Below are 23696 nucleotides of genomic sequence, written 5' to 3' on the forward strand. Positions count from 1 at the left end.
ACATGGCGGGGCACAGTAAATGGGCCAATATCAAGCACCGCAAGGCGGCCCAGGATGCCAAGCGGGGCAAGATCTTCACCAAGCTGATCCGTGAGCTGGTGATTGCCGCCAAACTCGGCGGTCCACTGCCCGAGGACAATCCGCGCCTGCGCGCCGCGGTCGACAAGGCGCTGGGCGCCAACATGACCCGCGACACCATCGACCGCGCCATCGCCCGCGGTGCCGGCAGCAACGACACCGAGAACATGGAGGAGCTGACCTACGAGGGTTACGCCGCCGGTGGTATCGCGGTGCTCGTGGAGGCCATGACCGACAACCGCAACCGCACAGTCGCCGAGGTGCGCCACGCCTTCAGTAAACGCGGCGGCAACCTGGGTACGGACGGCTCGGTCGCCTACCTGTTCAACCGGGTCGGTCAGATCAGCTTCGCCCCCGGCGCCGATGAAGAGGCGGTCATGGAGGCGGCGCTGGAAGCCGGCGCCGAGGACGTGGTCAGCAACCGCGACGGTTCCATCGATGTCACCACAGCCTGGGAGGACTTCTCCGCCGTAAAGGCTGCGCTGGAGGAGGCCGGCCTGGTCCCCGAGGGCGGTGAGGTGACCATGCTCGCCTCCACCACGGTGGAAGTCGACGCCGACGGCGCCGAGAAACTGATGGGTCTGGTGGATGCTTTGGAGGACCTCGACGACGTGCAAAACGTCTACACCAACGTCGATATTCCCGACGAGGTGCTCGCCAGTCTCTGATCCATCCCTTGCGCGTGCTGACCACACCTGTAAATTTGTACATAATAAGGTAACGGGGCACAGGGCGCGGAATCTTCCATGTCGCTAATTCTGGGAATCGATCCGGGTTCCCGCAAAACCGGCTTTGGCATCATCGAGTTTGAGGCCGGCCGCAGCCAATACGTCACCAGCGGTGTCATTCGCCTGCCGGACGGCGAACTGGCTGAGCGTTTACGCATCATTCACGACAGCGTGGCCGAACTGGTCGAGCTGCATTCCCCCCAGTGCCTGGCCATCGAGCAGGTGTTCATGGCGCGCAGTGCCGGTTCGGCCCTGAAGCTGGGCCAGGCCCGCGGCGCGGCCATCGTGGCCTGCGCCACCCGCGGCATGGAAGTGTCGGAATATTCCGCGCGGCAGATCAAGCAATCCGTGGTCGGCACCGGTGCCGCCGAGAAGGTGCAGGTGCAGCACATGGTAAAAGTGCTGTTGAAACTGCCCGGCGAGCCGCAGGAAGATGCCGCCGATGCGCTGGCCGCGGCGCTGTGCCACGCGCACACGCGGCAGAGTATGATACACATGGCCGGCGCCCGCTCTGTGCGCCGGCGGCGGTTGCGTTAGCCGGATCGGACATAATGATAGGAAGTATTCGCGGCAAGCTGGTGCACAAGCGCCCACCGGAAATCCTGGTGGACGTGGGCGGTGTCGGCTATGAAATCCAGGTCCCCATGAGCACCCTGTTCCAGCTGCCGCAGCCGGGCGGGGACGTGCACCTGGTCACCCACCTGGTGGTGCGCGAGGATGCCCAGGTCCTGTTCGGCTTCTACGACGAGCGCGACCGCGAACTGTTTCGCCTGCTGATTCGCGTCAGTAACGTCGGTCCCAAGCTGGCACTGGCGATACTCTCGGGCATGGACGCCAGTGCCTTCGCCCACTGCATCCAGCGCGAGGATATTGGCACACTGGTAGCGCTGCCCGGTGTCGGCCGCAAGACCGCGGAACGACTGGTGATGGAAATGCGCGACAAGCTCGACGCCTGGCTGCAGCCCGCCGGCGGCAGTGTGGCGGTGGCCGGCGCCAATGCAGCCCCCACGGCCAGCAGCATGGTCGCCGACGCCGAGAGCGCCCTTATTTCACTGGGCTACAAGCCCGCCGAGGCGGCGAAGGCCGTGGCTGCGGTCAACGACGACGCCGTGACGGATAGCGAAGAGCTGATCCGCCGCGCGCTGAAATCCATGGTGAGCGCCTGATGATCGAGACCGACCGCCTGATCGCCCCGCAGGCCTCCGGGCCCGGCGAGGACGCGATGGACCGCGCCATCCGCCCGAAATCCCTGGACGAGTACGTGGGCCAGCCCACGGTGCGCGAGCAGATGTCGATCTTCCTCGAGGCGGCCAAAGGGCGCGGCGAGCCCCTGGATCACACCTTGATTTTCGGCCCGCCGGGCCTTGGTAAAACCACCCTGGCCAGCATCATCGCCAACGAGATGGGCGTGTCCTTGAAAACCACCTCCGGCCCGGTGCTGGAGAAAGCCGGCGATATCGCCGCGCTGATGACCAACCTGGAACCCGGCGATGTGCTGTTCATCGACGAGATCCACCGCCTCAGTCCCTACGTCGAGGAAGTGCTGTACCCGGCGATGGAGGACTACCAGCTCGATATCATGATCGGTGAGGGCCCGGCGGCGCGCTCGATCAAGCTGGACCTGCCGCCGTTCACCCTGGTCGGCGCCACCACCCGCGCCGGCCTGCTCACATCGCCGCTGCGCGATCGTTTCGGTATTGTGCAGCGCCTGGAGTTCTATGAGGTCGGCGACCTCGCCCATATCGTCGAGCGCTCGGCGCGTATCCTCGATATCGGCATCGACGCCCAGGGCGCGCGGGAAATCGCCCGGCGCTCGCGCGGCACGCCGCGTATCGCCAACCGCCTGCTGCGGCGAGTGCGCGACTATGCCCAGGTGAAGGCGGACGGCCACATCACCGACAGCGTCGCGGACCGCGCGCTGGACATGCTCAGCGTCGACCAGCGCGGCTTCGACCACCAGGACCGGCGCCTGCTGCTGGCCATGATCGAGAAATTCGACGGCGGCCCGGTGGGGGTGGACAGCCTGGCGGCGGCGATCTCCGAGGAGCGCGGTACCATCGAGGACGTGCTCGAGCCCTACCTGATCCAACAGGGGTACATCATCCGCACCCCGCGCGGGCGGATGGTCACGCGCAATGCCTACCTGCATTTCGGGCTGCCCCAGCCGGGTGGCCGCGAACCCAACCTGGACCTCGATCTCGGCGGCGAAGGCGCACCCTGATGGCGGTGGAATTTTCCCTGCCCCTGCGCGTCTACATCGAGGACACTGATGCCGGCGGCATCGTCTATTACGTCAACTACCTCAAGTTCATGGAGCGGGCGCGCACGGAGTTCCTGCGCTCGCTCGGGTTCGGCCGGGAGTTCATCTTCAACCGCAACCTCATGTTCGTCGTGCGCGATGTGGCGGTGAACTACCTGCGCCCGGCGCGTCTGGACGACGAAATCGAGGCGACGGTCAGCGTGGGCGAGTTGCGCGGGGCGTCGATGTCCCTGCACCAGGCGGTGCGCCGCGGCGATGAAACCCTGGCCGAGGGAGCGGTGACCATCGCCTGCGTCGACCGCGACGGGGTGCGTCCGCGGCGTATTCCAAAGGAAATCAGCGGCCGCCTGCGCGGCACGCAGCAAAACGACAATCACATAGAACAGCACAACGACAGTAATGGGAGCTGAACATTGGAAGAACAGTTGAGCCTGCTGGAACTGGTCCTCGGGGCCAGTTTCACCGTGCAGTTGGTCATGGGTATCCTGCTCGCGGCGTCCATGCTGTCCTGGTACATGATCGTGCAGCGCTTCATCTACCTGCGCAATGCGAAGGAGGAAGCCTACGATTTCGAGGAGCGTTTCTGGTCCGGCATCGACCTCGCCCAGTTGTACCGCGAGGGCAGTGAGAAAACCGCCGACGGCCACGCCATCCTGGGTATGGAGAGCATCTTCCGCGCCGGCTTCAAGGAGTTCTCGCGCCTGGCGCAGCAGTCGGAAATGGATTCCGAGGCGATCGTCGAGGGTGCGCGCCGCGCCATGCGCGTGGCCATGCTGCGCGAGGAAGAGCGCCTGGAACGACACCTGGCGTTTCTCGCCTCGGTGGGATCCACCAGCCCCTATATCGGCCTCTTCGGCACCGTCTGGGGCATCATGCATTCCTTTCGCGGGTTGGCCAACGCCACCCAGGCGACCCTGGCCACGGTAGCGCCGGGTATCTCCGAGGCGCTGGTGGCCACCGCGATGGGGCTGTTTGCCGCGATTCCCGCGGTACTCGCCTACAACCGCTTTGCCGCCAAGGTCGAGGTGTTCAGCAACCGCTACGACACCTTCGGCGATGAATTCTCCAGCATCCTCTACCGCCAGGCCTACGCCCTGCGCGCCAAGGAACGCAAGGCGGGGTAATCCACGTGCTGCGCACCCGTAACAAACGCAAACCGATGTCGCAGATCAACGTCGTGCCGTATATCGACGTGATGCTGGTCCTGCTGATCATCTTCATGGTCACCGCGCCCATGCTCATGCAGGGGGTGAAGGTAGACCTGCCCGAGGCCACCGCCAACCCGGTGGAAAACCAGGACAGCGAGCCGCTGATCGTCTCCATCGATGCCCAGGGGCTGCTGTACCTGAACCTTGGCAACGAAAAGCAGGTGCTGGAACTGGCGACGATCCGCGAGCGCGTGGCCGCCGTGCTGCGGCGCAACAAGGACAAGCCGGTGCTGATCTGGGGTGACGAGGCGGTACCCTATGGCCAGGTGGTCACTGTCATGGTCGAACTGCAACAGGCGGGCGCCCCCAGTGTCGGCCTGGTGACCGAGGACCCGCAGTGAATGCCGAGTCGGTCTATGCCCGACCGGTGGTGCCGCGGATCATCCTGCGCCCGGCGCTGGCGACACTCGCCCTGCATGCCCTGCTGCTGGCGGCGCTGACCATGAACTTCACCAGCTCCGAGCCAAAAGTGATCAAGGCGCGCGTGGTGCCCAAGGCGATCAACGCGCGGCTGGTGTCCGCCAGCGAATTGCAGCCCAAGCCGCAACCAAAACCCGTGCAAAAGCCGGCGCCGAAGAAAGCTGCGCCGAAGCCGGTGGCCAAGGTGCCGCCGAAGCCCGCCCCCAAGCCTGCGCCCAAGGTGGCACCCAAGGTCGAGGCCAAACCCGAGCCCAAGCCCGAACCTAAACAGGAGCCGCGGATTACCGACGAGGAACTCGCGGCCATTGCCCGCCAGGACCTGGCGCGGGTCATCTCCCAGGAAGACGAGGCGCTGGAGGCGACCGCCACCGCCGAGGAGATGGCCAATAGCTACGCCGCGCTCATCCAGCAGACCGTGATCGGCTACTGGAGCCGTCCGCCCAGTGCGCGCAACGGCATGGAAGTGGAATTGCGCCTGCAACTGGTGCCCACGGGTGAGATTGTCAGCGTGCAGGTGGTACGCTCCAGCGGCAATGCGGCGTTTGACCGTTCCGCCATGAACGCGGTGGAAAAAGCCGGCAGTTTCCCGGAACTTCGCAACCTGCCGCCGGACGAATTTGAACGTACTTTCAGGCGCTTCCGCCTGCTATTCAGACCCGAGGACCTACGTTACTGATGAAACGGCTGATTCTGGCGCTTGCGCCACTGCTGCTCGCCCTGCTGGCCCAGACCGCGCGCGCGGAACTGACCATCGAGATTACCCAGGGTATCGACAACCCCACGCCGATCGCCGTGGTGCCGTTCGCCTGGCAGGGTAGCGGCGGGACCGCCTCCGAGGATATCGCGGCGATCATCGACTCGGACCTTGCCCGCAGCGGCCAGTTCTCGCCGGTGGACCGCGCCGACATGCTCGGCCGGCCCAGCCGCGAGCAGGACATCTTCTACCGGGACTGGCGCGCGATCAGCGCCGAATACCTGTTGATCGGCCGCGCCTCCACCAGCGCCGGCGAGATGCGCATCGAGTACGAGCTGTACGACGTGGTGCGCCAGGCCAGCGTCGCCGGCGCCGCGGTCACCGGCCCGGAGAACGAGGCGCGCATGCTGGCGCACCGGGTGGCCGACGCGGTCTATGAAAAACTCACCGGCATTCCCGGCGCCTTCGCCACCCGCCTGCTGTACGTGGCGGTGACCCACGTGCCCGGCGGCAAGGACTACTACCGCCTGACCCTGGCCGATTCCGACGGCGCCCGCCCGATCGTGCTGCTGGAATCGCGCGAGCCGGTGCTGGCGCCGGGCTGGTCGCCGGACGGCACTCAGATCACCTATGTCTCCTTCGAAACCGGCCGCCCGGCGATCTACCGGCAGAACCTGATGACCGGCGCGCGCGAGCAGTTGACCAATTTCAAGGGGCTCAACGGAGCCCCGGCCTGGTCGCCGGACGGCAGGATGCTGGCCATGGTGCTGTCGAAGGACGGCAGCCCGGACATCTACCTGATGAACCTTGCCACCAAGGAACTCACCCGGGTGACGCGGCACTACGCGATCGACACCGAGCCGACCTGGATGCCCGACGGCCGCTCCTTGCTGTTCACCTCGGACCGCGGCGGCCGCCCGCAGATTTACCGCTACGATCTGCGCACCGGCAACACCGAACGGGTGACCTTCGAGGGCAACTACAACGCCCGCGCCAGGGTCGCCCAGGACGGGCGCAACGTGGTGCTGGTGCACCAGCAGAGCGGGCGTTTCCACATCGCGGTTTACGACCTGGTAAGCAAGCGCATGCAGGTACTTACTTCTACAGAACTTGACGAAAGTCCCAGTATCGCGCCCAATGGCTCTATGGTATTGTACGCAACGAAATACCAGGGCCGCGGCATATTAGCCGCGGTTTCGGTAGATGGCGGCGTGAAATTCCGGCTGCCGGCACGGGAAGGTGACGTGCGCGAGCCGGCGTGGTCACCTTACATGAGCCGTTAACCGGGCATTTAAAAACAAACTCTATACCTACTGATATCTCAAGGAACAAAGCTATGAAATATCTTCCTGTTGCTGGTAAAGCCGTGATCGTAATGTTCACCGCCGCGCTCCTGGCCGCGTGTTCCAGCAGCGCGAAAAAGGACGATGAAGAGGCAGCGGCCGCCGCCGCAGCCGCCGCCAAGGCCGAGCAGGAGCGCGCTGCAGCAGCAGCCGCCGCCCAGAGCGAAATGCGCGCCAAGCGCGACGCCGCGGCCGCTTACGGCAGCGTCTTCTACTTCGACTTCGACAGCTACGCGCTGAAGCCGGAGGCCATCGAGGCACTGAACGCGCACATCGCCTACCTGAAGACCACCGACGAAGCAGTTCGCCTGGAAGGCCACACCGACGAGCGCGGCACGCGCGAGTACAACATGGCCCTGGGTGAGCGCCGCGCCAACGCGGTACGCGACTACATGGTTGTGAATGGCCTGCCAAGCTACCGCATCGAAACCGTGAGCTACGGTGAAGAGCGCCCGATCTCCATGGGCAGCGGTGAGTCCAACTGGTCCCAGAACCGGCGCGTAGAACTCAAGTAAGCCGCCTATGGCGTACCTGAGTAAATGGCTTGTAGCAGGCGGGCTGGTCCTGGTGACCAGCCCGTTCTGTTTTATGGCGTCGGCACAGGACTATGTCGATGTCGAGGCGGAGCGCGGTAGCCGCACCACGCCGGCGACACCGGACACCGCAACCCCGACGACACCCGAAGCGTCCAGCCCGAGCCAGGGCGACTACGCCTATCCCGATTCCTTCAGCACCGCCCCGGCAGACGCTGGCGGCCCGGCCCCGGCCACCAGCTACGGTCTTGGCGGCTCACCCGCCGGCCCGGTAGTGACCGCGGCACCGCCGACAACCGGCGCGGCACCGGTGGCAGGCGCAGCCGGCAGCGGCAACATGGGCACCCTGTTCCTGGAAGTACAGCAACTGCGCCAGGACGTCATGCGCCTCAACGGTATCGTCGAGGAGCAGGCCAACGAGTTGCGCGAATTGAAAGCCCAGAGCCTGGAGCGCTATGTCGATATGGACAAGCGCATCAGTGCCCTCGGCGGCGGCGCCGCAGCGCCAACCACCAGCACCAACACCAGCACCATTACCGCAGGCGGCGGTGCCGCGGCCATGGGCAAGAGCGCCGAACTGCCCGGCGAGTCCGACGCCTACCGCGCGGCCTACGCGCTGGTGCGCAGCCAGTCCTTCGACAAGGCGGTAGACGCGTTCAACCAGTTCCTGCGCGATTACCCGGACGGCAAGTACGCGCCCAACGCCCACTACTGGCTCGGCGAGCTCTACCTGGTGATCGACCCGCCGGACCCGGAGGCCTCGCGCCAGGCGTTCACCCTGCTGCTCAGCGAGTACCCGGACAACCCGAAGGCACCAGACGCCATGTTCAAGCTGGGCAAGGTGTATTTCCTCAAGGGCAACCGGGCGAAATCCCGCGAGTACCTGGATCGCGTGATCAGCGACTACGGCAGCACCAGCAACTCCGCCGTGCAGATGGCGCGGGACTTCATCGACGAGAACTTCTAGGCCCGCGGGCCCGGAGGCGGTATGTCGGACACCCTGGTGCACAGCGCCGATGCCCTGCGCATCACCGAAATCTTCTACTCCCTGCAGGGAGAGGCGCGCACCGTGGGCCTGCCCACGGTGTTCGTGCGCCTGACCGGCTGTCCCCTGCGCTGTACCTACTGCGACACCGCCTACGCTTTCAGCGGCGGTGAACTGCGCAGCTTCGAGGATATCCTCGCAACTGTTGCCAACTACCGGCCGCGCTATGTCACCTTGACCGGCGGTGAACCCCTGGCCCAGCCGGGCTGCCTGCGCCTGCTCACCCAACTGTGCGACGCGGGCTACGAGGTCTCGCTGGAAACCGGCGGCGCGCTCAGCGTGGCGGGCGTTGACCCGCGGGTAGTTAAAGTGGTGGACCTGAAGACACCGGCCTCCGGCGAACTGGCGCGCAACGACTACGCCAACATGGCGCTGCTCGGCCCGGCGGACCAGGTCAAGTTCGTCATCTGCAACCGTCAGGATTATGACTGGGCCCGCCTGATGCTGGACCAGTACGATCTGGCGCAGCGGGTCTCCGACGTGTTGTTCTCCCCCAGTCACGGCCAGCTCGAAGGGCGCACCCTGGCCGAGTGGATACTGCAGGACAACCTGCCGGTGCGCCTGCAGCTGCAGTTGCATAAACTTCTCTGGAACGATGCCCCGGGGCACTGAATGAGCGACCAACCGCGCGCCGTGATCCTGGTATCCGGCGGACTCGACTCCACCACCGTGCTGGCCATGGCGCGCCAGCAGGGCTACGCCTGCTATACCCTGAGCTTCGACTACGGCCAGCGCAGCCGCGCCGAATTGCTCGCCGCCGAGCGCGTGTCCGCGGCCCTCGGTGATGTCGAGCACAAAGTGGTGAAGCTGAACCTGGACAGCATCGGCGGTTCGGCGCTCACCGATCACAGCATCGCCGTACCGGAGGAGGCCACCGAGGGCATCCCCGTCACCTATGTGCCGGCGCGCAATACCGTGTTCCTCTCCATCGCCCTGGGCTGGGCCGAAGTGCTCGGCGCGCAGGATATCTTCATCGGCGTCAATGCCGTGGACTATTCGGGCTACCCGGACTGCCGGCCGGCCTACATCGCGGCCTTCGAGGCCATGGCTAACCTCGCCACCCGCGCCGGCGTCGAAGGCGAAAAGCTGACTATCCACGCCCCGCTGATGGACCTGGGCAAGGACCAGATTATCCGCGCCGGTACCGAGCTGGGGGTGGATTATGCCCTGACCGTGTCCTGCTACCAGGCGACGGAAGACGGGCTGGCCTGCGGCCGCTGCGACAGCTGTCGCCTGCGTCGCGAGGGGTTCGCCGACGCGGGGGTGACGGACCCGACCCGCTATGCCGGCGCGAGCTGAAAACGGCCGGGGCAGCGCCTTCCCGCGGCCAAAAAAATGCCCGCCCCGGGCTTGTGTTTTCGAGCTAAATCCGTAAGATACGCTGCTCTTTCGGGCCGTTAGCTCAGTTGGTAGAGCAGTTGGCTTTTAACCAATTGGTCGCTGGTTCGAGCCCAGCACGGCCCACCATTTTCCGAAAGGGTTAGCGGTTTATCACCGCTAGCCCTTTTTTGTTGGCCCGTCCCCTCCAGCCGTATCTCGCGCCCGTTGCCCGCCGGTTCAGCCTTCTTTGGCGGGCTGCTCGCAGGGACGGAACCCGGGTTAGCCGCTGCGCTCAGATCGACGTGGCCAGGAGCAGAACGCAGCTGCCGCAAGCAGTGACGACTGCGCTGATCACCAGGGCCAGGGGCAGGATGTCGAAGATCTGCGGCCAGGCGCCATTCGGGCTGCTCCGTGACCGATGCTGTGGCGCATTCGCCGATTGGGTGGGTACCGGATCCGCCACGGTGGCGTGGCCGGTCATGTCCCCTGTCCATAGGCGTGGCGTGCTTGCATCCGTCAACGTCGGGCCAATCCAGGGTGTTGGCATTGTCGGTGTCTGCGCGAACTTTCCATTCTGGCTATCCATGCTAGTCTCCTAAACTTGCGAATCGGGTGTGGCACCTAACCGGTGCCAGGCGCGGCCAGTCTGTCCATGCGGCGTTGGACCGGGCGTGGCGATCCCGTGGTAAGCGCCGTTGTAATTACTTGTGAATTTGTTGGCTGGGCGGGGTTCATGTCAGGGTTGGAAATACGCACGCTCGGCGAACTCGCCGTGCTATGCGACGGCGAGGCCCTCAAGTTGCCCGCGTCCCGCCGCACGCGCGCGCTGCTGGCCTACCTCGCCCTGACCGGTCGGCCACACCGCCGCGACCGCCTCTGTGAACTGCTCTGGGAAATTCCCGACGACCCGCGCGCCGCGCTGCGCTGGTCGCTCAGCAAACTGCGTCAGGTGGTCAACGATGCGGGATGTGAGCGTCTCCGGGCGGATCGCGAGCGCGTCGAACTCGAGGCCGACGATTTACGCCTGGACATCGCCAACTACGCACAAGAACTGGAAGCGGAGTCAATTGGCATGCAGCGACTGGAAGCGTTGGTCGCGGTGCTGTCCGAAGGGTTGCTGGAAGGTATCGATATCCCGGACCAACCCCTGTTTCAGGAGTGGCTGCATGCAGAGCGTGAGGACGTGCAGCGGCTGCGAGGCCGCGCCGTCAGCCGCCTTGCTACGCACTCCCAACTCCCCCCCGGCCGCGCGGTTGCGCTCGCACGCAGCTGGCTTGATATCGAGCCGTTCAGTGTAGATGCCGCTCATCTGTGGCTTGCAAGGCTGGAACAGTTCGGCCAACCAGAGCAAGCCGCTGTGGCGCGCGAGGAATTGACCCGCCGGTTCAACAATGCCGGCATCGCCTGGTCCGCGCAGTCGCCAACCGCCCCGGCGGAGGAAGGTTCGACATCCGCGGGGACAGGCTCGACCCCGCGGCAATTGCTGGCGCGGCAGAAAATCCAATTCTGTCGTGCGTCGGATGAGGTAAATATCGCCTACGCCAGCGTCGGCAGCGGCCCGTCCATCGTCAAGGCCGCCAACTGGCTCAGCCACCTGGAACTGGACTGGGATGCGCCGATCTGGTCGCCGCTGTTTCGCGAACTGGCGCGTGACCACCGCTTCATCCGCTACGACGAACGCGGCAACGGTCTTTCGGATTGGGATGTCGGCGATATCAGCTTCGACGCCTTCGTCGCAGACCTCGAAACCGTGGTGGACACACTGGAACTGGACCGATTTGCCCTGCTCGGCATTTCCCAGGGGGCGGCGGTGTCCATCGAGTACGCGGTGCGCCACCCCGAGCGCGTTTCGCGCCTGGTCCTGTTCGGCGGCTATCCCGCCGGCTGGCGCATCGATGCCAGTGCCGACGAGATCGCCGAGCGCGAGGCAGTAATGACCCTCACAGCGACCGGCTGGGGGCGAGACAACCCCGCCTATCGACAGATATTCTCATCGACCTTCATGCCCGGCGCCACCGCCGGGGAGCTGGCCTGGTTTAACGACTTCCAGCGCGCCACCACCTCCGCGGAAAACGCCGTGCGCTTTCTCTCCGCCTTCGGCGACATCGACGTACGTGAGCAACTCGCGCGGGTGAGGGTGCCCACGCTGGTGATTCACTCTGCGGGTGACCGGCGCATCCCGCTGGCCACTGGCCGTGAGATTGCCACGCGCGTTCCGGGCGCGGAGTTTCTCAGCCTGGACAGTGATGGCCACCTGCTGCTCGGCAGAGAGCCAGCGTCGGAGGAGTTTGTTGCGGCGGTGCGGGAGTTTCTGGCGCGGGACAGCAACGGCGCAACAGGCTGATTTACCGGGGGACAGCAGGCGTTGTTTCTGGGGCTGTGAACCGGGCGTGCTGCCTACTCCGGCACAACATCCCCGCAATCCCCATCAACCCAACTCCCCGTCACCATAATCTGCTGCGTCATCTCCTGCTGCATCCCCCCCGGCCCGCTCATCATGCCACTGCCTTCCATCTTCATGGTGTAGCCGGTGGGTCCATCGGCGACCAGCTCGCCGGACATCTCGCCCGCGTAGCCGCTGCTGCCATCACAGCTGCCGGCAAATTTGACGCTGTTACTCGTTTCCCCGGTTTTGCTGAACGTGCAGCCGCCGTCGCCGGAGAGCTCCTGGAGCCAGGTATCCACGTCGCTCATGGACTTCGCCTTTTCCGCGGTCACGCAGCTCAGTTGTTCCTCTGAAGGGGCTTCGGGGATGGAGGCGTGGGCCTCAGGCGGCAGGCGCTCGAGCATCTGCTGCCTGGCGGCGCGCATCTGCTCCATGAAATCCTGCCCGTTGATCAGGATCTTGCTGCTGGCTTTCCACAGGCCGGGTCGCGGTTCCACGTCGAAGCTCTCCGCCCGGGATGGCGCGGCCAGCAGGCAGCCTCCGAGTGCGAGGAAACCCAGGGTGGTTCGGAAGTATCTGCGCGCGGTCATCGGGGGTGCCTGTCGTAGTGCGTGAGCGACAAGTATAGCCGCTCCCCCGCCGGTCGAGTCCGGCGTGTGACAGCCGTACCGCTTGCCGTCGTCGTCGCAGCCGCGCGCGCGTTCGGGGCCGACCTCGAGTAACACCACAGGTTTGCCGCGCAGGGACGCAACTTTAGCCCGCCGCGACGGGACGTGTGTCACATTCTTCCCCATTCGCTGTTGGAATATCTCGGCCGAAAAACTATAAAGCCAATGAAAACAGCTGCTTATCAATGCTCCTGGAGGGCGTGCACCGCTCGCATTTTGGCCCTGTTCCGATAAATCTTTTTCCGCAGGCGCCGATGAATTAGGCAGGACGCGGAATCCACGGGACTGATTCGCGCGAGAGGGTGAGGGCCAGGATATGGGCTCAACCCCGGAAAGGAACACTGCAAGTCAGGGGCAGAGGCGATAATAATGGATAGCGTACGTGTGCTGTATGTCGAGGACGATCCCGTCCAGGCGATGCTGGTAAAGCATCAGCTGGAGGACAAGGGCGTCTCCGTCGAGCACGTAGCCGGGGGTGAGGAGGCGTTGGCCCGACTGTTTGTCGCGCATTTCGACGTGGTTCTCACCGACTACTATATGCCGGGCATGAACGGCGTCGAACTGATGCGGCGTATCGACGCCGCCGGTACCGACCTGCCGGTGGTGATCCTGACCGCGGGTAAAAACCTCGGCCTGGCCTTCGACGCCCTGCGCGAGGGTGCCACGGACTTCATTTCCAAGGACGACGACGGCGAGTACCTGTCGGTCCTCTACCAGGTGCTGTTGCGCGCTGTAGAGCGCCACTGCCTGCTGCTGCAATCGCGCGAATTCACGCAAAAGCTCGAGTACGAAAAGCAGCTGTCGTTTATCACGCTGGATGCCCTGAGCCAGGGTGTGGTGGTGCTGGACCAGCAAAACCGCGTGAAGTACAGCAACCGCTGCTTCCGCGACCTGTTCTCGGTACCGGGCAGCGTGGAGACCAGCGGCATGTCGCTGTCCCACTTCGCGGCTCTGCTGCTGATTCACGCCCGGGTGGAGGGGCACAGCGGTGTCGATGAAGTCGTTTCCCTGCTGCACCGCTGTATCGCCCAGGAAGACGAGCGCCTCGAGATCACCCTGTACGACAGCACCCTCGAGTTGCACTGCGCGGCGCTGCACGACACCGGTCACGCGCTGACCTTCACCGACATCACCCACCGCAAGCAGGAAGCGGACACGCTCGACTGCATCATTCGCCTGGCGCCGGTGGCAATGATTGGCGTGGACCGCGACGGGCGCATCCTGCTGGCCAACGAACGGGCCGGCCTCCTGATGGGCGCTGAATCACAGGAACTGGTGGGCAGCAATATCGAGGAGTTTGTGCCGGCCGGTGATCGCGGGCGACATGCACGCATCATGCGCGGCTTCTTTGGCGAGAGCGCCGCCCGGCGCATGCGCTCCGCGAGCGATGTCTATTTGCAGACCCGGCATGGTGAGCAGGTGCCGGTCGAGATCACGCTGAATCACATCCGCATGGGCGAGGAAGAGGCAGTGCTGGCCACGGTGGTGGACATCAGCGCGCGCAAGGAGGCCGAGCGGGTCATGCTGCGCGCGCACCAGCTCACCCAGTCGATCATCGAACACTCGCCCTTCAGCCTGATGGCTACAGACATCGACGGGCGCATCATCGCGGTCAGTCCGGCGCTTGAGCGCCTGTTGCACTACTCTCGCGAGGAACTGGTGGAGCGCGAGTCGGCGCTGCTGTTCCACCGCGAAGACGAACTGGAGGCGCGCGCCGTCGAACTCTCCGCGGAACTCGGTATCGAGCTTGGCGCCGACTTCGGCACCCTGGTCGAACTGGCGCGCCGCGGCGAGGTGGAGAGCCGCGAGTGGACCTATCAGCGCAGCGACGAGAGCACGCTGCCGGTCAACCTGACGGTGACCGCGCTGCGGGCGGAGGATGGCGAGATCAGCGGCTACCTGCTGATCGCCTACGATATTTCCGAGCAGAAGGCCGCCAACGAGTACATCGAGCATATCGCGCACCACGACGGCCTGACCGACCTGCCCAACCGCACACTGATGACCGACCGCCTGCAGCACGCCCTGTTGCGCATCAAGCGCTATGGCGGGCGCGTGGGTGTGCTGGTGCTGGACCTGGATCACTTCAAGCGCATTAACGATACGCTGGGCCACATGGCCGGGGACGAGTTGCTCAAGGTTGTCGCCGAACGCCTGAAGCGCGCCGTGCGTGAAAGCGACACGGTGTGCCGCATGGGCGGCGACGAGTTCGTTGTGATCCTGCCGGAGATCCGCGACGAGAGCGATGTCGAGCGGGTGTGCGAGAAGATCCTCGAACTCATGGCCGAGCCGGTGGAGCTGTGTGGCCAGCGTATCGTGGTCAGCACCAGCATCGGGCTCAGCGTCGCGCCGCAGCACGGCGAGACGATCGAGCAGTTGCTGGAACACGCGGACACCGCCATGTACCAGGCCAAGCAACGCGGACGTAACGGCTACCAGGTGTTCAGCTCCGAGGACGACGGCAAGTCGGTGTCGGCCCAGCCCATCGAGCATGCGCTGTATTCCGCGTTCCAGAATGACCGCCTGAGCATTCACTACCAGCCGCAGATCAGCACCCTGGACGGGCACGTTACCGGGGTGGAAGCACTGGTGCGCTGGGAGGATGCCGATGGCGGCTGGATTCCGCCGGATCGCTTCATCCATCTCGCGGAATCCACCGGCTTTATCGTCACCCTGGGCGACTGGCTCATGCGTCGTGCCTGCGAGGATATTGAGGCTTTGCGTCGTCGCCGCCATCGCGATTTCTCCGTCGCGGTGAATATTTCGCAGCGCCAGTTCTGGCATGCAGACTTCGTCGACTCGGTGAAGCGGGCGCTGCTGCGCACCGGCCTGCCACCGCAATCGCTGATGCTGGAATTGCCGGAGAGCCTGCTGGTTACCGAACTTCCGGCGGTGAGCGCCAAGCTGGAGGAACTGCACGCCTGCGGAGTGAAGCTGGCGGTCGATGACTTCGGCACCACCAACGCCTCCCCGGCCTACGCCTGCCGCTACCCGCTGGACATGATCAAGATCGACCGCAGCTTCCTGGCAACCGGTGAGAGAGGGCACCAGGTCACTGTCACCTCGATGGTCGCGGTGGCGCGTGAGCTCGGTGTAGAGGTGTTGGCAGAGGGTGTGGAGACGCCCGAGCAGCTGGAATTTATCAGTGCCCGCGGCTGCCACCGGGTGCAGGGTTTCCTGTATTCCCCCGCGGTGGCGGCACCGGTGCTGGAAGTGGCTATCAACCAGATTGAGAAGGTCGCGGCGCAGGTGTCCGTCTAGTGGACCGCGCGGCAGCGAATGGATATCGACCTATGAGTCAACTACACAGGCTAAGGAACATGGCCGCCCAGCACAGTCTGCTGCTGGGATTGTTGGCATTCCTCGTCGCGATGATAGCAGCGCTGGGTTGGTGGCAGCAGAAGGAAGCGAGCTCCCGGGTCGACCAGGAACTCTACCATAGCCTGCAGGAGCAACTGGCTTCGCGCGGCGGGCTACTCGACGAGGCGCTGCGCCGGTCGCGTGACCAGGTGCGCTTCGTGCTGTCCACGCCGCCGATACAGGGCATGGTGCGGGCCAGGGCCAACGACGGCAGCGACCCGATGGACGGCACGCCCTTCGAACTGTGGCGCCGGCGCCTGGAGACTATTGTCGTCGCCTTCATGGAGAACAACTCGGATATCCTGGCGATAAACTACATCGGTCTCGAGGACGGTGGTCGCGAGCTGGCGCGCGTCGAACGACGCCAGGGCAGTATCCGCGTCGCCAGTGCCGAGACCCTGCAGCGGCGCGGCGATGAAGCTGCGTTCCAGGCTTTGCTACAACTTCCCCAGGGCGGTGTGTTCGTCAGCGACTTCAACCTGCGCCGCGAGCACGGCGAGATCATTATTCCGCCCGAACCCGCCTTCCTGGCGGCGGTCCCCGTTTACGACATGTTGCAGCGGGTGTTCGGCGTGGTAACCATCGAGTACGACGCCCACGAGCTGTTCCGGCGTATCACCCGAGACCTGCCGAAGCATCTCGATCTTTACCTGCTGAACGAAGAGCGCGACTACCTGGTACACCCCGAAGACGGCCGCGCGTTCGCTTTTGCGACCGGTGATTCCCCGGCGGTCGCCGAGGGCGCGGACAGTGTCCTGCAACTGGGCGGGCACACGCCGTTGTCGCTCATGGTGCCGCGGGCGGCCGACGAGGAGCCGCGCTTCTTCATGGAGAGCGTGCACCCGCTGTCGCGAGTGGCCAGCGATCGCTACCTGGTGTTGCAGGTTGCCGCCCCGCAGAGCTACCGGGCAACCCGCATCTACGAAGAGAGCACGCGGCCACTGCTCCTGCTCGCCGGTGTGTTCCTCGCGCTGCTGGTCATGCTCGCCATCCAGCAGGTCAGCGCGCGTCGCGGCATGCTGCTGGGCGAGGCCCAGGCGCGCTGCCAAGCCATCGTGGATGGCTCGGTGGATGCGATCGTCGGCATGAATACCCAGGGCAGGATCGAAAGCTGGAACGCCGGCGCCGAGGAGACTTTCGGCTTCAGCGAGGAGCAGGCACTGGGGCGCAGGCCGACTGAACTGTTCGTCGGCGAGGACGACCGCAAGATGGTGGAGCAGGGCATTGCCCGTGCCCTGCAGGGCGAGGCCCACCCGCTGATGCGCCTGGACGCGGTCTGCCGTGACGGCGAACCGATCAAGGTCTCCCTGTCGCTGGCGCCTATTCGCACCTCGGGGCAGGGCATCGTCGGTGTCTCGGCGATTGCGCGCGACGTCACCGAGTTGTACCAGGCGCAGCAGCTGGCGCTGGAAATGAACAGCACGCTGGAGCAGCAGGTGTTCGAGCGCACGCTGGAACTGGAGCAGGCGCGCAACCTGGCCCTGTCCGCCAGCGAGGCGAAAAGCAATTTTGTCGCCAACGTGAGCCACGAGATTCGCACACCCTTGAACGGCATCATCGGCATGTTGCAGCTGATTCGCCGCGCCAGCTCGCGCGAGCTGCAAACGCGCTACCTGGGCATGGCCGAGAGCAGCGCCAGCGCACTGGCGGCCCTGATCAACGATGTACTGGACCTGAGCAAGATCGAAGCGGGCAAGCTGGAGATCACCCGCGGCGAGTACGACCTGCTCGACGTGGTATCGGACACCTGCACCGCCATGTCGATGCGCGCGCGGGACAAGGGCCTGGAGCTGATCATCGACGCCTCGGGTGTCGAGGTGCACCAGTTGCTGGGCGACGCCCACCGCCTGCGGCAGATCCTGGTAAACCTGCTGGAGAATGCGCTCAAGTTCACCGAGCGCGGCTGGGTCAAGGTGAGCCTGCGCACGGTGGAGCATGCCCACGACCAGGTCGAGATCCGCTGCGCGATCCAGGATACCGGGGTGGGCATCGCCGACGACAAGCAGCAGGCGATCTTCGAGGCCTTCTCGCAGGAGGATGCCAGCGTTACCCGTCGCTTTGGCGGTACCGGCCTGGGGCTTTCCATCACCCGGCAGCTGTGTCGTTTGATGGGCGGCGACATCGAGCTGCACAGCGAAAAGGGCTGTGGCAGCACTTTCGAGTTCTCCCTGTTCCAGGAAACCCACGGCCGTCACGGCGATCCGTTTGCGGACATGGTCCTCACCGGACTGTCGTTCCTGCTGGTCGACCCCCTGCCGGCGCGGGCGGAGTCGCTGTCCCGCCAGCTGCGCAGCTGGGGCGCCACGCGGGTGGAGCACAGCGATGGACTGCCGCTGTCGCAAGCGCTGGCCGACGCGGATCACTTCGACATTGTCATCGTCGACGAGACACTCTGGGAAGCCTGGCCGCCGGCGACCGAAAAAGACCCGGTGGCGGTCATGCTGCAGCAGCTGGAAGGCCACCCGCTGTCCGAGGAGCACGCCCCGGGCCTGTTTACCCTGCTCAAGCCGGTCACGCCGGTGGAACTCGCGAGCCTCCTGCGTCGCGCCCGGTTTACCCACGGACCGGTGCCCGAGTGGCGGGAGAAGCGCGAGGCGACCAACCGGGCCATGCCGCTGCCCGTGGGTAAGCTCAGTTGTGCCGGTGCCCGCGTACTGGTAGTCGACGACAACCACATTAACCAGCAGGTCGCGGTGGGTATGCTCACAGACCTCGGCGCTGAGGTGGAGACCGCCTGGAACGGGCGCGAGGCGATCGAGATCCTGGCGCAGCGCGAGGGTGAGTTCCAGCTGATCTTCATGGATGCCCAGATGCCCATCCTGGACGGCTACTCCGCCAGTCGCGAGATTCGCGCTGGCGGCGCCGGCGAGGCGGCGCGCGAGGTGCCTATCATCGCCATGACGGCGAGCGCCATGGCCGGGGATCGCGAGCGATGCATGATTGCCGGTATGGACGACTACGTCACCAAGCCGCTGGACTTCGACGCCCTGGAGGCACGGGCCGCCTACTGGTTGCAGCACGACGGCAGCTCGCTGCCGGCGATTCTGCGTCCCCCGACCGCGGTGAAAACCGGTGTGTCTCTGTCCCACAACGCCCGGCAGGCCCTGGATGGTGAGCCGGTCTGGGATCGCGATTGCCTGCTGCGCAACGTGAATTTCCGGGCGGAGCGTGTGCCTGACCTGATCCGGCTGTTTCTCAACCTGTTCCCGGAGCGGGTCGCGCTGCTCACCTGTGCGATGCGCTCGCGGGATTTCGACGCTGTCGCGTCGGAGGCGCATTGCCTGAAGGGTTCGGCCGCGAGTCTCGGGGCGAGCCGCCTGCACCGTTTGTGCCTGTTCGTGGAGCAGACCGCGCGCTCCGGCCAGGCCGATGTGCTGGACCTGTGTCCGCCGATGCTCGAGCGCGAGGCGACGGCGCTGATCGAGGCGCTCAACCTGGGCTTCGACGCGGATGCGCCGGGAGAGCGCCAGGCCTGATAGTTAAAGTGGTAAAAGTGGGGTCAGAGTCGAGACTCTGACCCCACTTTTACCGGGCCCGGCCCCGCAGCCAGGGTCGTGACTCTCTCCCTGCCCCCAGCCCTGCCAAACATCCGTCAAAAAAAATGTGACTTTACCCTACGGTTTCTCCAACCACTGCCGATATGAGGTTCAAGAGCCACCATTCGATCTCCCAGGGAGGACCTTCGAGTGAGCCAGTTTGAATGGGACGACAGCCTGAACGTGGGCGTCGACAGGATGAACGAGCAACACCAGCAGATCATTCACCTGATCAACGTGGTCGCCGACGACGTCGAGAACAACGAGAACCCACTGGGCAGCTTCGACAAACTGGCCAACTACGTCGTGCGTCATTTCCAGGAGGAAGAGAAGTACATGGAGAGCCACAACTACTCCAGCCTGTCCTCGCACAAGATTATCCACAAGCAGTTGCTGGCGCGCGTGGGCCAGTTCCGTGATTCCATGGTCGCCGGCGACCTGAACACGGAGGACCTGTTCGCCTTCCTGCGCATGTGGTTGAAGTCACACATCAAGGGTATCGACCAGCGCTACGGTATCGAATGCGCCAATTTCCAACCCTGACACACTGACCCTGCACGCCCTGGCCCCCCCGGGGCGTACTTCTGGAGGGAGGCCGTCATCCCTGGGCCTCCCTCCCTTTTTCTCCCTCGCTCCCCGTTAAAGTTTGCCGCGCCCGGCAATCGCCTGAAAACGTATAGAAACACCCCCCTTATCCGACCTTGGTGGCACTAAAGCATCGCCGGAATCCGTCGATAGTACAGGCGTCTTCGGGGGAAAGTCGGACAGGCTCCCCCGGGATACGGCCGGGACGGCTGTGCAGCACCCCAGTCCGGCACCAGAAAAAAACAGTCCGCCGCATCGCGCGTGTGGCGGCCAGATGACCGGTAGAGATATGGACGACGATACAGTTCGAATGTTTGTGGAGGAGTCGCTCGAGCACCTGGGTGACATCGAAGAATCCCTCCTGGCTATTGAGGCCGCTGGCGCCGATATCGACCTCGACCTGGTAAACGAGGTCTTTCGCGCCGTGCACTCCGTAAAGGGCGGCGCCGGGTTCCTTGAGCTCGAGAACATCAAGCGCCTGGGTCACAGCATGGAGAACGTGCTGAATATGATCCGCTCGCGCGAGCTGGTACCCACCGGCGAGATCGTGAGCGTGCTGCTGGATTCCGCCGATACGCTCAAGGAAATGATCAGCGATTCGGGTAACAGCGAGTCGGTGCAGATCAGCGGACACCTGGACGCCCTGGAGCGCATCGCCAACGGTGAAAGCCTCGAGGCGGAGGGTGAGGCCGCCGAGGAGTTCGACGAGGACGACGCCGGCGAAGAGGTGGAAGAGGGCGACGGCTACGAGCACGAGGAGCCGGTGGCTTCCGGCCCGGATCTCCCGGAGCTGGAGATCGATGCGGACGAGCTGCGCCACGCGCTTTCCGCGGGCTACGTCTACCGTATCGACTTCGACCTGCGCGAGGACCTGCTGGCCAAGGAGCGTGAACTCCACGCCACCATGGATGAACTCAGCACGCTGGGTTCCATGGTCGGCACCAGTTACGACCCCAAGCAGTCCCTGGGCAAGGGCGGCATCGTCAGCGTGGTCATCTCGACCATTATCGAACCGGAGACCATGCTCGAGATTGCGGGTGTTCCGGAGGAGCGCTGCTACCTGCTGGACGATTCCGCATTAGAAAACCCGCACATTGTCGGTGCGTCATCCGCTCCGGCTGCCAAGGCAAAGGCCAAGGCGCCAGCCAAGGCCAAGGCCAAGGCACCGGCGAAAGCCAAAGCCCCCGCCAAGGCGAAGGCACCGGCCAAAGCCAAGGCGCCGGCCAAGGCGAAGGCACCGGCCAAGGCCGAGCCCCCGCCGCAACCGGCACCCAGGCCGGTAGCCGCAGTGGACGCGGATGACCTGCCCGCCGGGGAGAAAAAGGCCGCGAAACCCACCACCGAAAGTACCCTGCGGGTTGGCGTAAACCTGCTCGACCAGTTGATGAACCTGGCGGGCGAACTGGTGCTGACCCGTAACCAGCTGTTGCAAGCCACCCTGCGCGGCAATGCCAACCAGATCGAGCAGGCCGCCCAGCGCCTGGACCTGATCACCACGGAAATGCAGGAGGCGATCACCTGCACGCGCATGCAGCCGGTAGGCATCGTGTTTTCCAAGTTCCGTCGCATCGTGCGCGACATGGCGCGCACCCTGGGCAAGAACATCGAACTCAGGCTGGACGGCGAGGACGTCGAACTCGACAAGACCATCATCGAGGGCCTCTCCGACCCGCTGACGCACCTGGTGCGCAACGGCATAGACCACGGTATCGAAACCCCGGAAGAGCGGATCCGCGCCGGCAAGCCGGAGCAGGCGGAACTGACCATCCGCGCCTCCCACGAGGCTGGCCAGGTGGTGATCGACATCGCCGACGACGGCCGCGGCATCGACCCCGAGAAGGTCAAGGCCAAGGCCCTGGACATGCGCCTGCGCGACAAGGAAACCCTCGACGCGATGAGCGACGCGGAACTCGTCAACCTGATCTTCGAGCCGGGTTTCTCCACCGCCGCGGAGATCACCGACATTTCCGGCCGCGGCGTGGGCATGGATGTGGTGAACACCAACCTCACCCGCCTCGGCGGCGTGATCGAGATCGACTCGCAGCTGGGCAAGGGCACCTGTGTGCGCATCAAGCTGCCACTGACCCTGGCGATTATCCCCAGCCTGATGATCGGCCTGGGCGGTAGCAAGTACGCCATCCCCCAGGTGAACGTGCAGGAACTCGTGCGTATTCCGGCGGTGGACGTCGAGGAGCGCATCCATCGCATGGGCGACGCGGTCATGATGTGGCTGCGCGGCGAACTGCTGCCGCTGATCCAGCTCGGCGATATCGTCAAGGTGGAGAGCGTCTACCGCGATACCGAGACCGGTGAACTCAAGCGCAACCGTCGCGCCCACGTCTACGACCGCCGCTCCAGCGAGGTAACAGACGACGACGGTGAGGGCGCCAGTGAGCGCCGCAACGGGCCGACCCGCCGCCGCGCGTTCTCCAGCGCGGTGAACGTGGTGGTCGTGGTGGCCGGGGCCATGCGCTACGGCGTGGTGGTGGACGAACTGCTCGACTCCGAGGAGATCGTGGTCAAGCCGCTGGGCAAGCACCTGCAGCACAGCAACATCTACGCCGGCGCGACCATCCAGGGCGATGGCCGCGTGGCCATGATCCTGGACGTGGTCGAGGTCGGTCGCCTGGCGCGCATCGACGAGTGCCACAAGGCGCAGGGCGATCTCAAGCCGGATATCCACGATGCCACGCAGTCCGGGGATCGCCATTCCCTGCTGCTGGTGAAGGGCGGCGAGAAAGAGACCTTCGCCGTACCGCTGGGGCTTATTACCCGTATCGAGAAAATCAACGCGGACCGCCTGGACTACACCGGCAGCCGCTGCAGCATCACCTACCACGGCGAGAGCCTGGTGCTGTTCCGCACCAGCGATATCGGCTCGTTTGCCCTGCTCCCCGAGAGCTCGCACTACTACGTGGTGGTGTTCAAGGTCGGTCGCCGGGAAGTGGGCCTGCTGTTCTCGTCGATTGTCGACACGGTGAACATCGCCGTGGAATTCGACCGCGACACCTACAGCCAGCCCGGCATCTTTGGCTCGGCGATCATCCGCGAGCAGACCACGCTGTTGCTCGACCCGCTGGGCATCGTGCGCCAGCAGGAGCCGGAGTGGGTCACCCAGACCAGCGAGGCGTCGATCGAGGAGCACAACGCAATCACCCTGCTGGTGGCCGAGGACTCCAAGTTCTTCCTGGCGCAGATGACCAGTCTGCTGGAAGAGGAGGGCTACAAGGTGCTGCCCACCGAGGATGGCCAGGAGGGCCTGAGCACGCTGATGGAAAACCTCGATGTGGTGGAGGGGATTATCACCGACATCGAGATGCCGAACATGGATGGCTTGTCCTTCGCCCGCGCCGTGCGCGCGGACCCGCGCACCAAAGACCTGCCGATCATCGCCTGTACCAGTATCGCTGGCGAACTCAACGAGCAGATCGGCAAGAACGCGGGTATCGACGAGTACCTGATCAAACTCGACCGCGAGCAGATTCTCGAGTGCCTGTCACGGCACTTGAAGAAAGTCACCGCCAAGGCCTAG

20 protein-coding genes and 1 tRNA gene are annotated in these 23696 nt (G+C 64.8%); 19 read left to right on the top strand and 2 right to left on the bottom strand.

Annotated features, from left to right (window positions below; translation table 11 throughout):
• Window positions 1-2: 2 nt before the first annotated feature.
• From E4634_RS03095 to E4634_RS03160, 14 genes are all read left to right on the top strand, one after another.
• Window positions 3-746, top strand: coding sequence for a YebC/PmpR family DNA-binding transcriptional regulator (locus E4634_RS03095; RefSeq protein ID WP_135441150.1), 744 nt, complete (start codon window positions 3-5; stop codon window positions 744-746).
• 78 nt (window positions 747-824) lie between these two features.
• Complete coding sequence (ruvC, locus tag E4634_RS03100; RefSeq protein ID WP_135441151.1) at window positions 825-1343, top strand: crossover junction endodeoxyribonuclease RuvC; 519 nt, start codon at window positions 825-827, stop codon at window positions 1341-1343.
• Between the two features lie 14 nt (window positions 1344-1357).
• Window positions 1358-1972, top strand: coding sequence for a Holliday junction branch migration protein RuvA (gene ruvA, locus E4634_RS03105; RefSeq protein ID WP_135441152.1), 615 nt, complete (start codon window positions 1358-1360; stop codon window positions 1970-1972).
• On the top strand, window positions 1972-3027 hold the full coding sequence (ruvB, locus tag E4634_RS03110) for a Holliday junction branch migration DNA helicase RuvB (protein ID WP_135441153.1): 1056 nt from the start codon (window positions 1972-1974) through the stop codon (window positions 3025-3027). The genes ruvA and ruvB overlap by 1 nt, the downstream gene beginning before the upstream one ends.
• Window positions 3027-3476: a tol-pal system-associated acyl-CoA thioesterase gene (gene ybgC / locus E4634_RS03115; protein WP_135441154.1), complete on the top strand. Its 450-nt coding sequence runs from the start codon at window positions 3027-3029 to the stop codon at window positions 3474-3476. Before ruvB ends, ybgC begins: the two co-directional genes overlap by 1 nt.
• A 3-nt stretch (window positions 3477-3479) precedes the next feature.
• Complete coding sequence (gene tolQ / locus E4634_RS03120; RefSeq protein WP_135441155.1) at window positions 3480-4190, top strand: protein TolQ; 711 nt, start codon at window positions 3480-3482, stop codon at window positions 4188-4190.
• A 35-nt stretch (window positions 4191-4225) separates the two neighbouring features.
• A complete protein-coding gene (gene tolR / locus E4634_RS03125) occupies window positions 4226-4615 on the top strand; it encodes a protein TolR (protein WP_135441197.1) in 390 nt (129 codons plus the stop codon).
• Window positions 4612-5370, top strand: a complete 759-nt coding sequence (locus E4634_RS03130) for an energy transducer TonB (RefSeq protein WP_135441156.1) — start codon at window positions 4612-4614, stop codon at window positions 5368-5370. The genes tolR and E4634_RS03130 overlap by 4 nt, the downstream gene beginning before the upstream one ends.
• On the top strand, window positions 5370-6671 hold the full coding sequence (tolB, locus tag E4634_RS03135) for a Tol-Pal system beta propeller repeat protein TolB (RefSeq protein WP_135441157.1): 1302 nt from the start codon (window positions 5370-5372) through the stop codon (window positions 6669-6671). The genes E4634_RS03130 and tolB overlap by 1 nt, the downstream gene beginning before the upstream one ends.
• Window positions 6672-6724: 53 nt before the next feature.
• A complete protein-coding gene (gene pal, locus E4634_RS03140; RefSeq protein ID WP_135441158.1) occupies window positions 6725-7246 on the top strand; it encodes a peptidoglycan-associated lipoprotein Pal in 522 nt (173 codons plus the stop codon).
• Window positions 7247-7253: 7 nt separating this feature from the next.
• The gene (gene ybgF, locus E4634_RS03145) at window positions 7254-8231 is read left to right on the top strand and encodes a tol-pal system protein YbgF (RefSeq protein ID WP_135441159.1); all 978 of its coding nucleotides are present in this window, start codon (window positions 7254-7256) and stop codon (window positions 8229-8231) included.
• Window positions 8232-8252: 21 nt separating this feature from the next.
• Complete coding sequence (queE, locus tag E4634_RS03150; RefSeq protein WP_135441160.1) at window positions 8253-8921, top strand: 7-carboxy-7-deazaguanine synthase QueE; 669 nt, start codon at window positions 8253-8255, stop codon at window positions 8919-8921.
• A complete protein-coding gene (gene queC, locus E4634_RS03155; protein ID WP_135441161.1) occupies window positions 8922-9608 on the top strand; it encodes a 7-cyano-7-deazaguanine synthase QueC in 687 nt (228 codons plus the stop codon).
• 92 nt (window positions 9609-9700) lie between these two features.
• Window positions 9701-9776 (top strand) — tRNA-Lys (locus tag E4634_RS03160).
• A gap of 145 nt (window positions 9777-9921) precedes the next feature.
• Here the strand turns inward: E4634_RS03160 and E4634_RS03165 are convergent.
• Complete coding sequence (locus E4634_RS03165; protein ID WP_135441162.1) at window positions 9922-10215, bottom strand: hypothetical protein; 294 nt, start codon at window positions 10213-10215, stop codon at window positions 9922-9924.
• Window positions 10216-10362: 147 nt separating this feature from the next.
• Between E4634_RS03165 and E4634_RS03170 the strand changes: the two genes are divergently transcribed.
• The gene (locus E4634_RS03170) at window positions 10363-11973 is read left to right on the top strand and encodes a bifunctional AfsR/SARP family transcriptional regulator/alpha/beta hydrolase (RefSeq protein ID WP_135441163.1); all 1611 of its coding nucleotides are present in this window, start codon (window positions 10363-10365) and stop codon (window positions 11971-11973) included.
• Between the two features lie 53 nt (window positions 11974-12026).
• Here E4634_RS03170 and E4634_RS03175 read toward each other — a convergent pair whose 3' ends face one another.
• The gene (locus E4634_RS03175) at window positions 12027-12605 is read right to left on the bottom strand and encodes a DUF3617 domain-containing protein (protein ID WP_167854749.1); all 579 of its coding nucleotides are present in this window, start codon (window positions 12603-12605) and stop codon (window positions 12027-12029) included.
• Window positions 12606-13052: 447 nt separating this feature from the next.
• Between E4634_RS03175 and E4634_RS03180 the strand changes: the two genes are divergently transcribed.
• The 4 genes from E4634_RS03180 to E4634_RS03195 all read left to right on the top strand — a co-directional run bounded on the left by E4634_RS03180 (window position 13053) and on the right by E4634_RS03195 (window position 23696).
• Complete coding sequence (locus E4634_RS03180; protein ID WP_135441165.1) at window positions 13053-15944, top strand: GGDEF/EAL domain-containing response regulator; 2892 nt, start codon at window positions 13053-13055, stop codon at window positions 15942-15944.
• A 59-nt stretch (window positions 15945-16003) separates the two neighbouring features.
• Window positions 16004-19519, top strand: coding sequence for an ATP-binding protein (locus tag E4634_RS03185; RefSeq protein ID WP_167854750.1), 3516 nt, complete (start codon window positions 16004-16006; stop codon window positions 19517-19519).
• 210 nt (window positions 19520-19729) lie between these two features.
• Window positions 19730-20122, top strand: coding sequence for a bacteriohemerythrin (locus E4634_RS03190; RefSeq protein ID WP_135441167.1), 393 nt, complete (start codon window positions 19730-19732; stop codon window positions 20120-20122).
• 331 nt (window positions 20123-20453) lie between these two features.
• A complete protein-coding gene (locus tag E4634_RS03195) occupies window positions 20454-23696 on the top strand; it encodes a hybrid sensor histidine kinase/response regulator (RefSeq protein WP_135441168.1) in 3243 nt (1080 codons plus the stop codon).

Source organism: Mangrovimicrobium sediminis, assembly GCF_004745945.1.
In the GTDB taxonomy this organism is placed as follows: domain Bacteria; phylum Pseudomonadota; class Gammaproteobacteria; order Pseudomonadales; family Halieaceae; genus Mangrovimicrobium; species Mangrovimicrobium sediminis.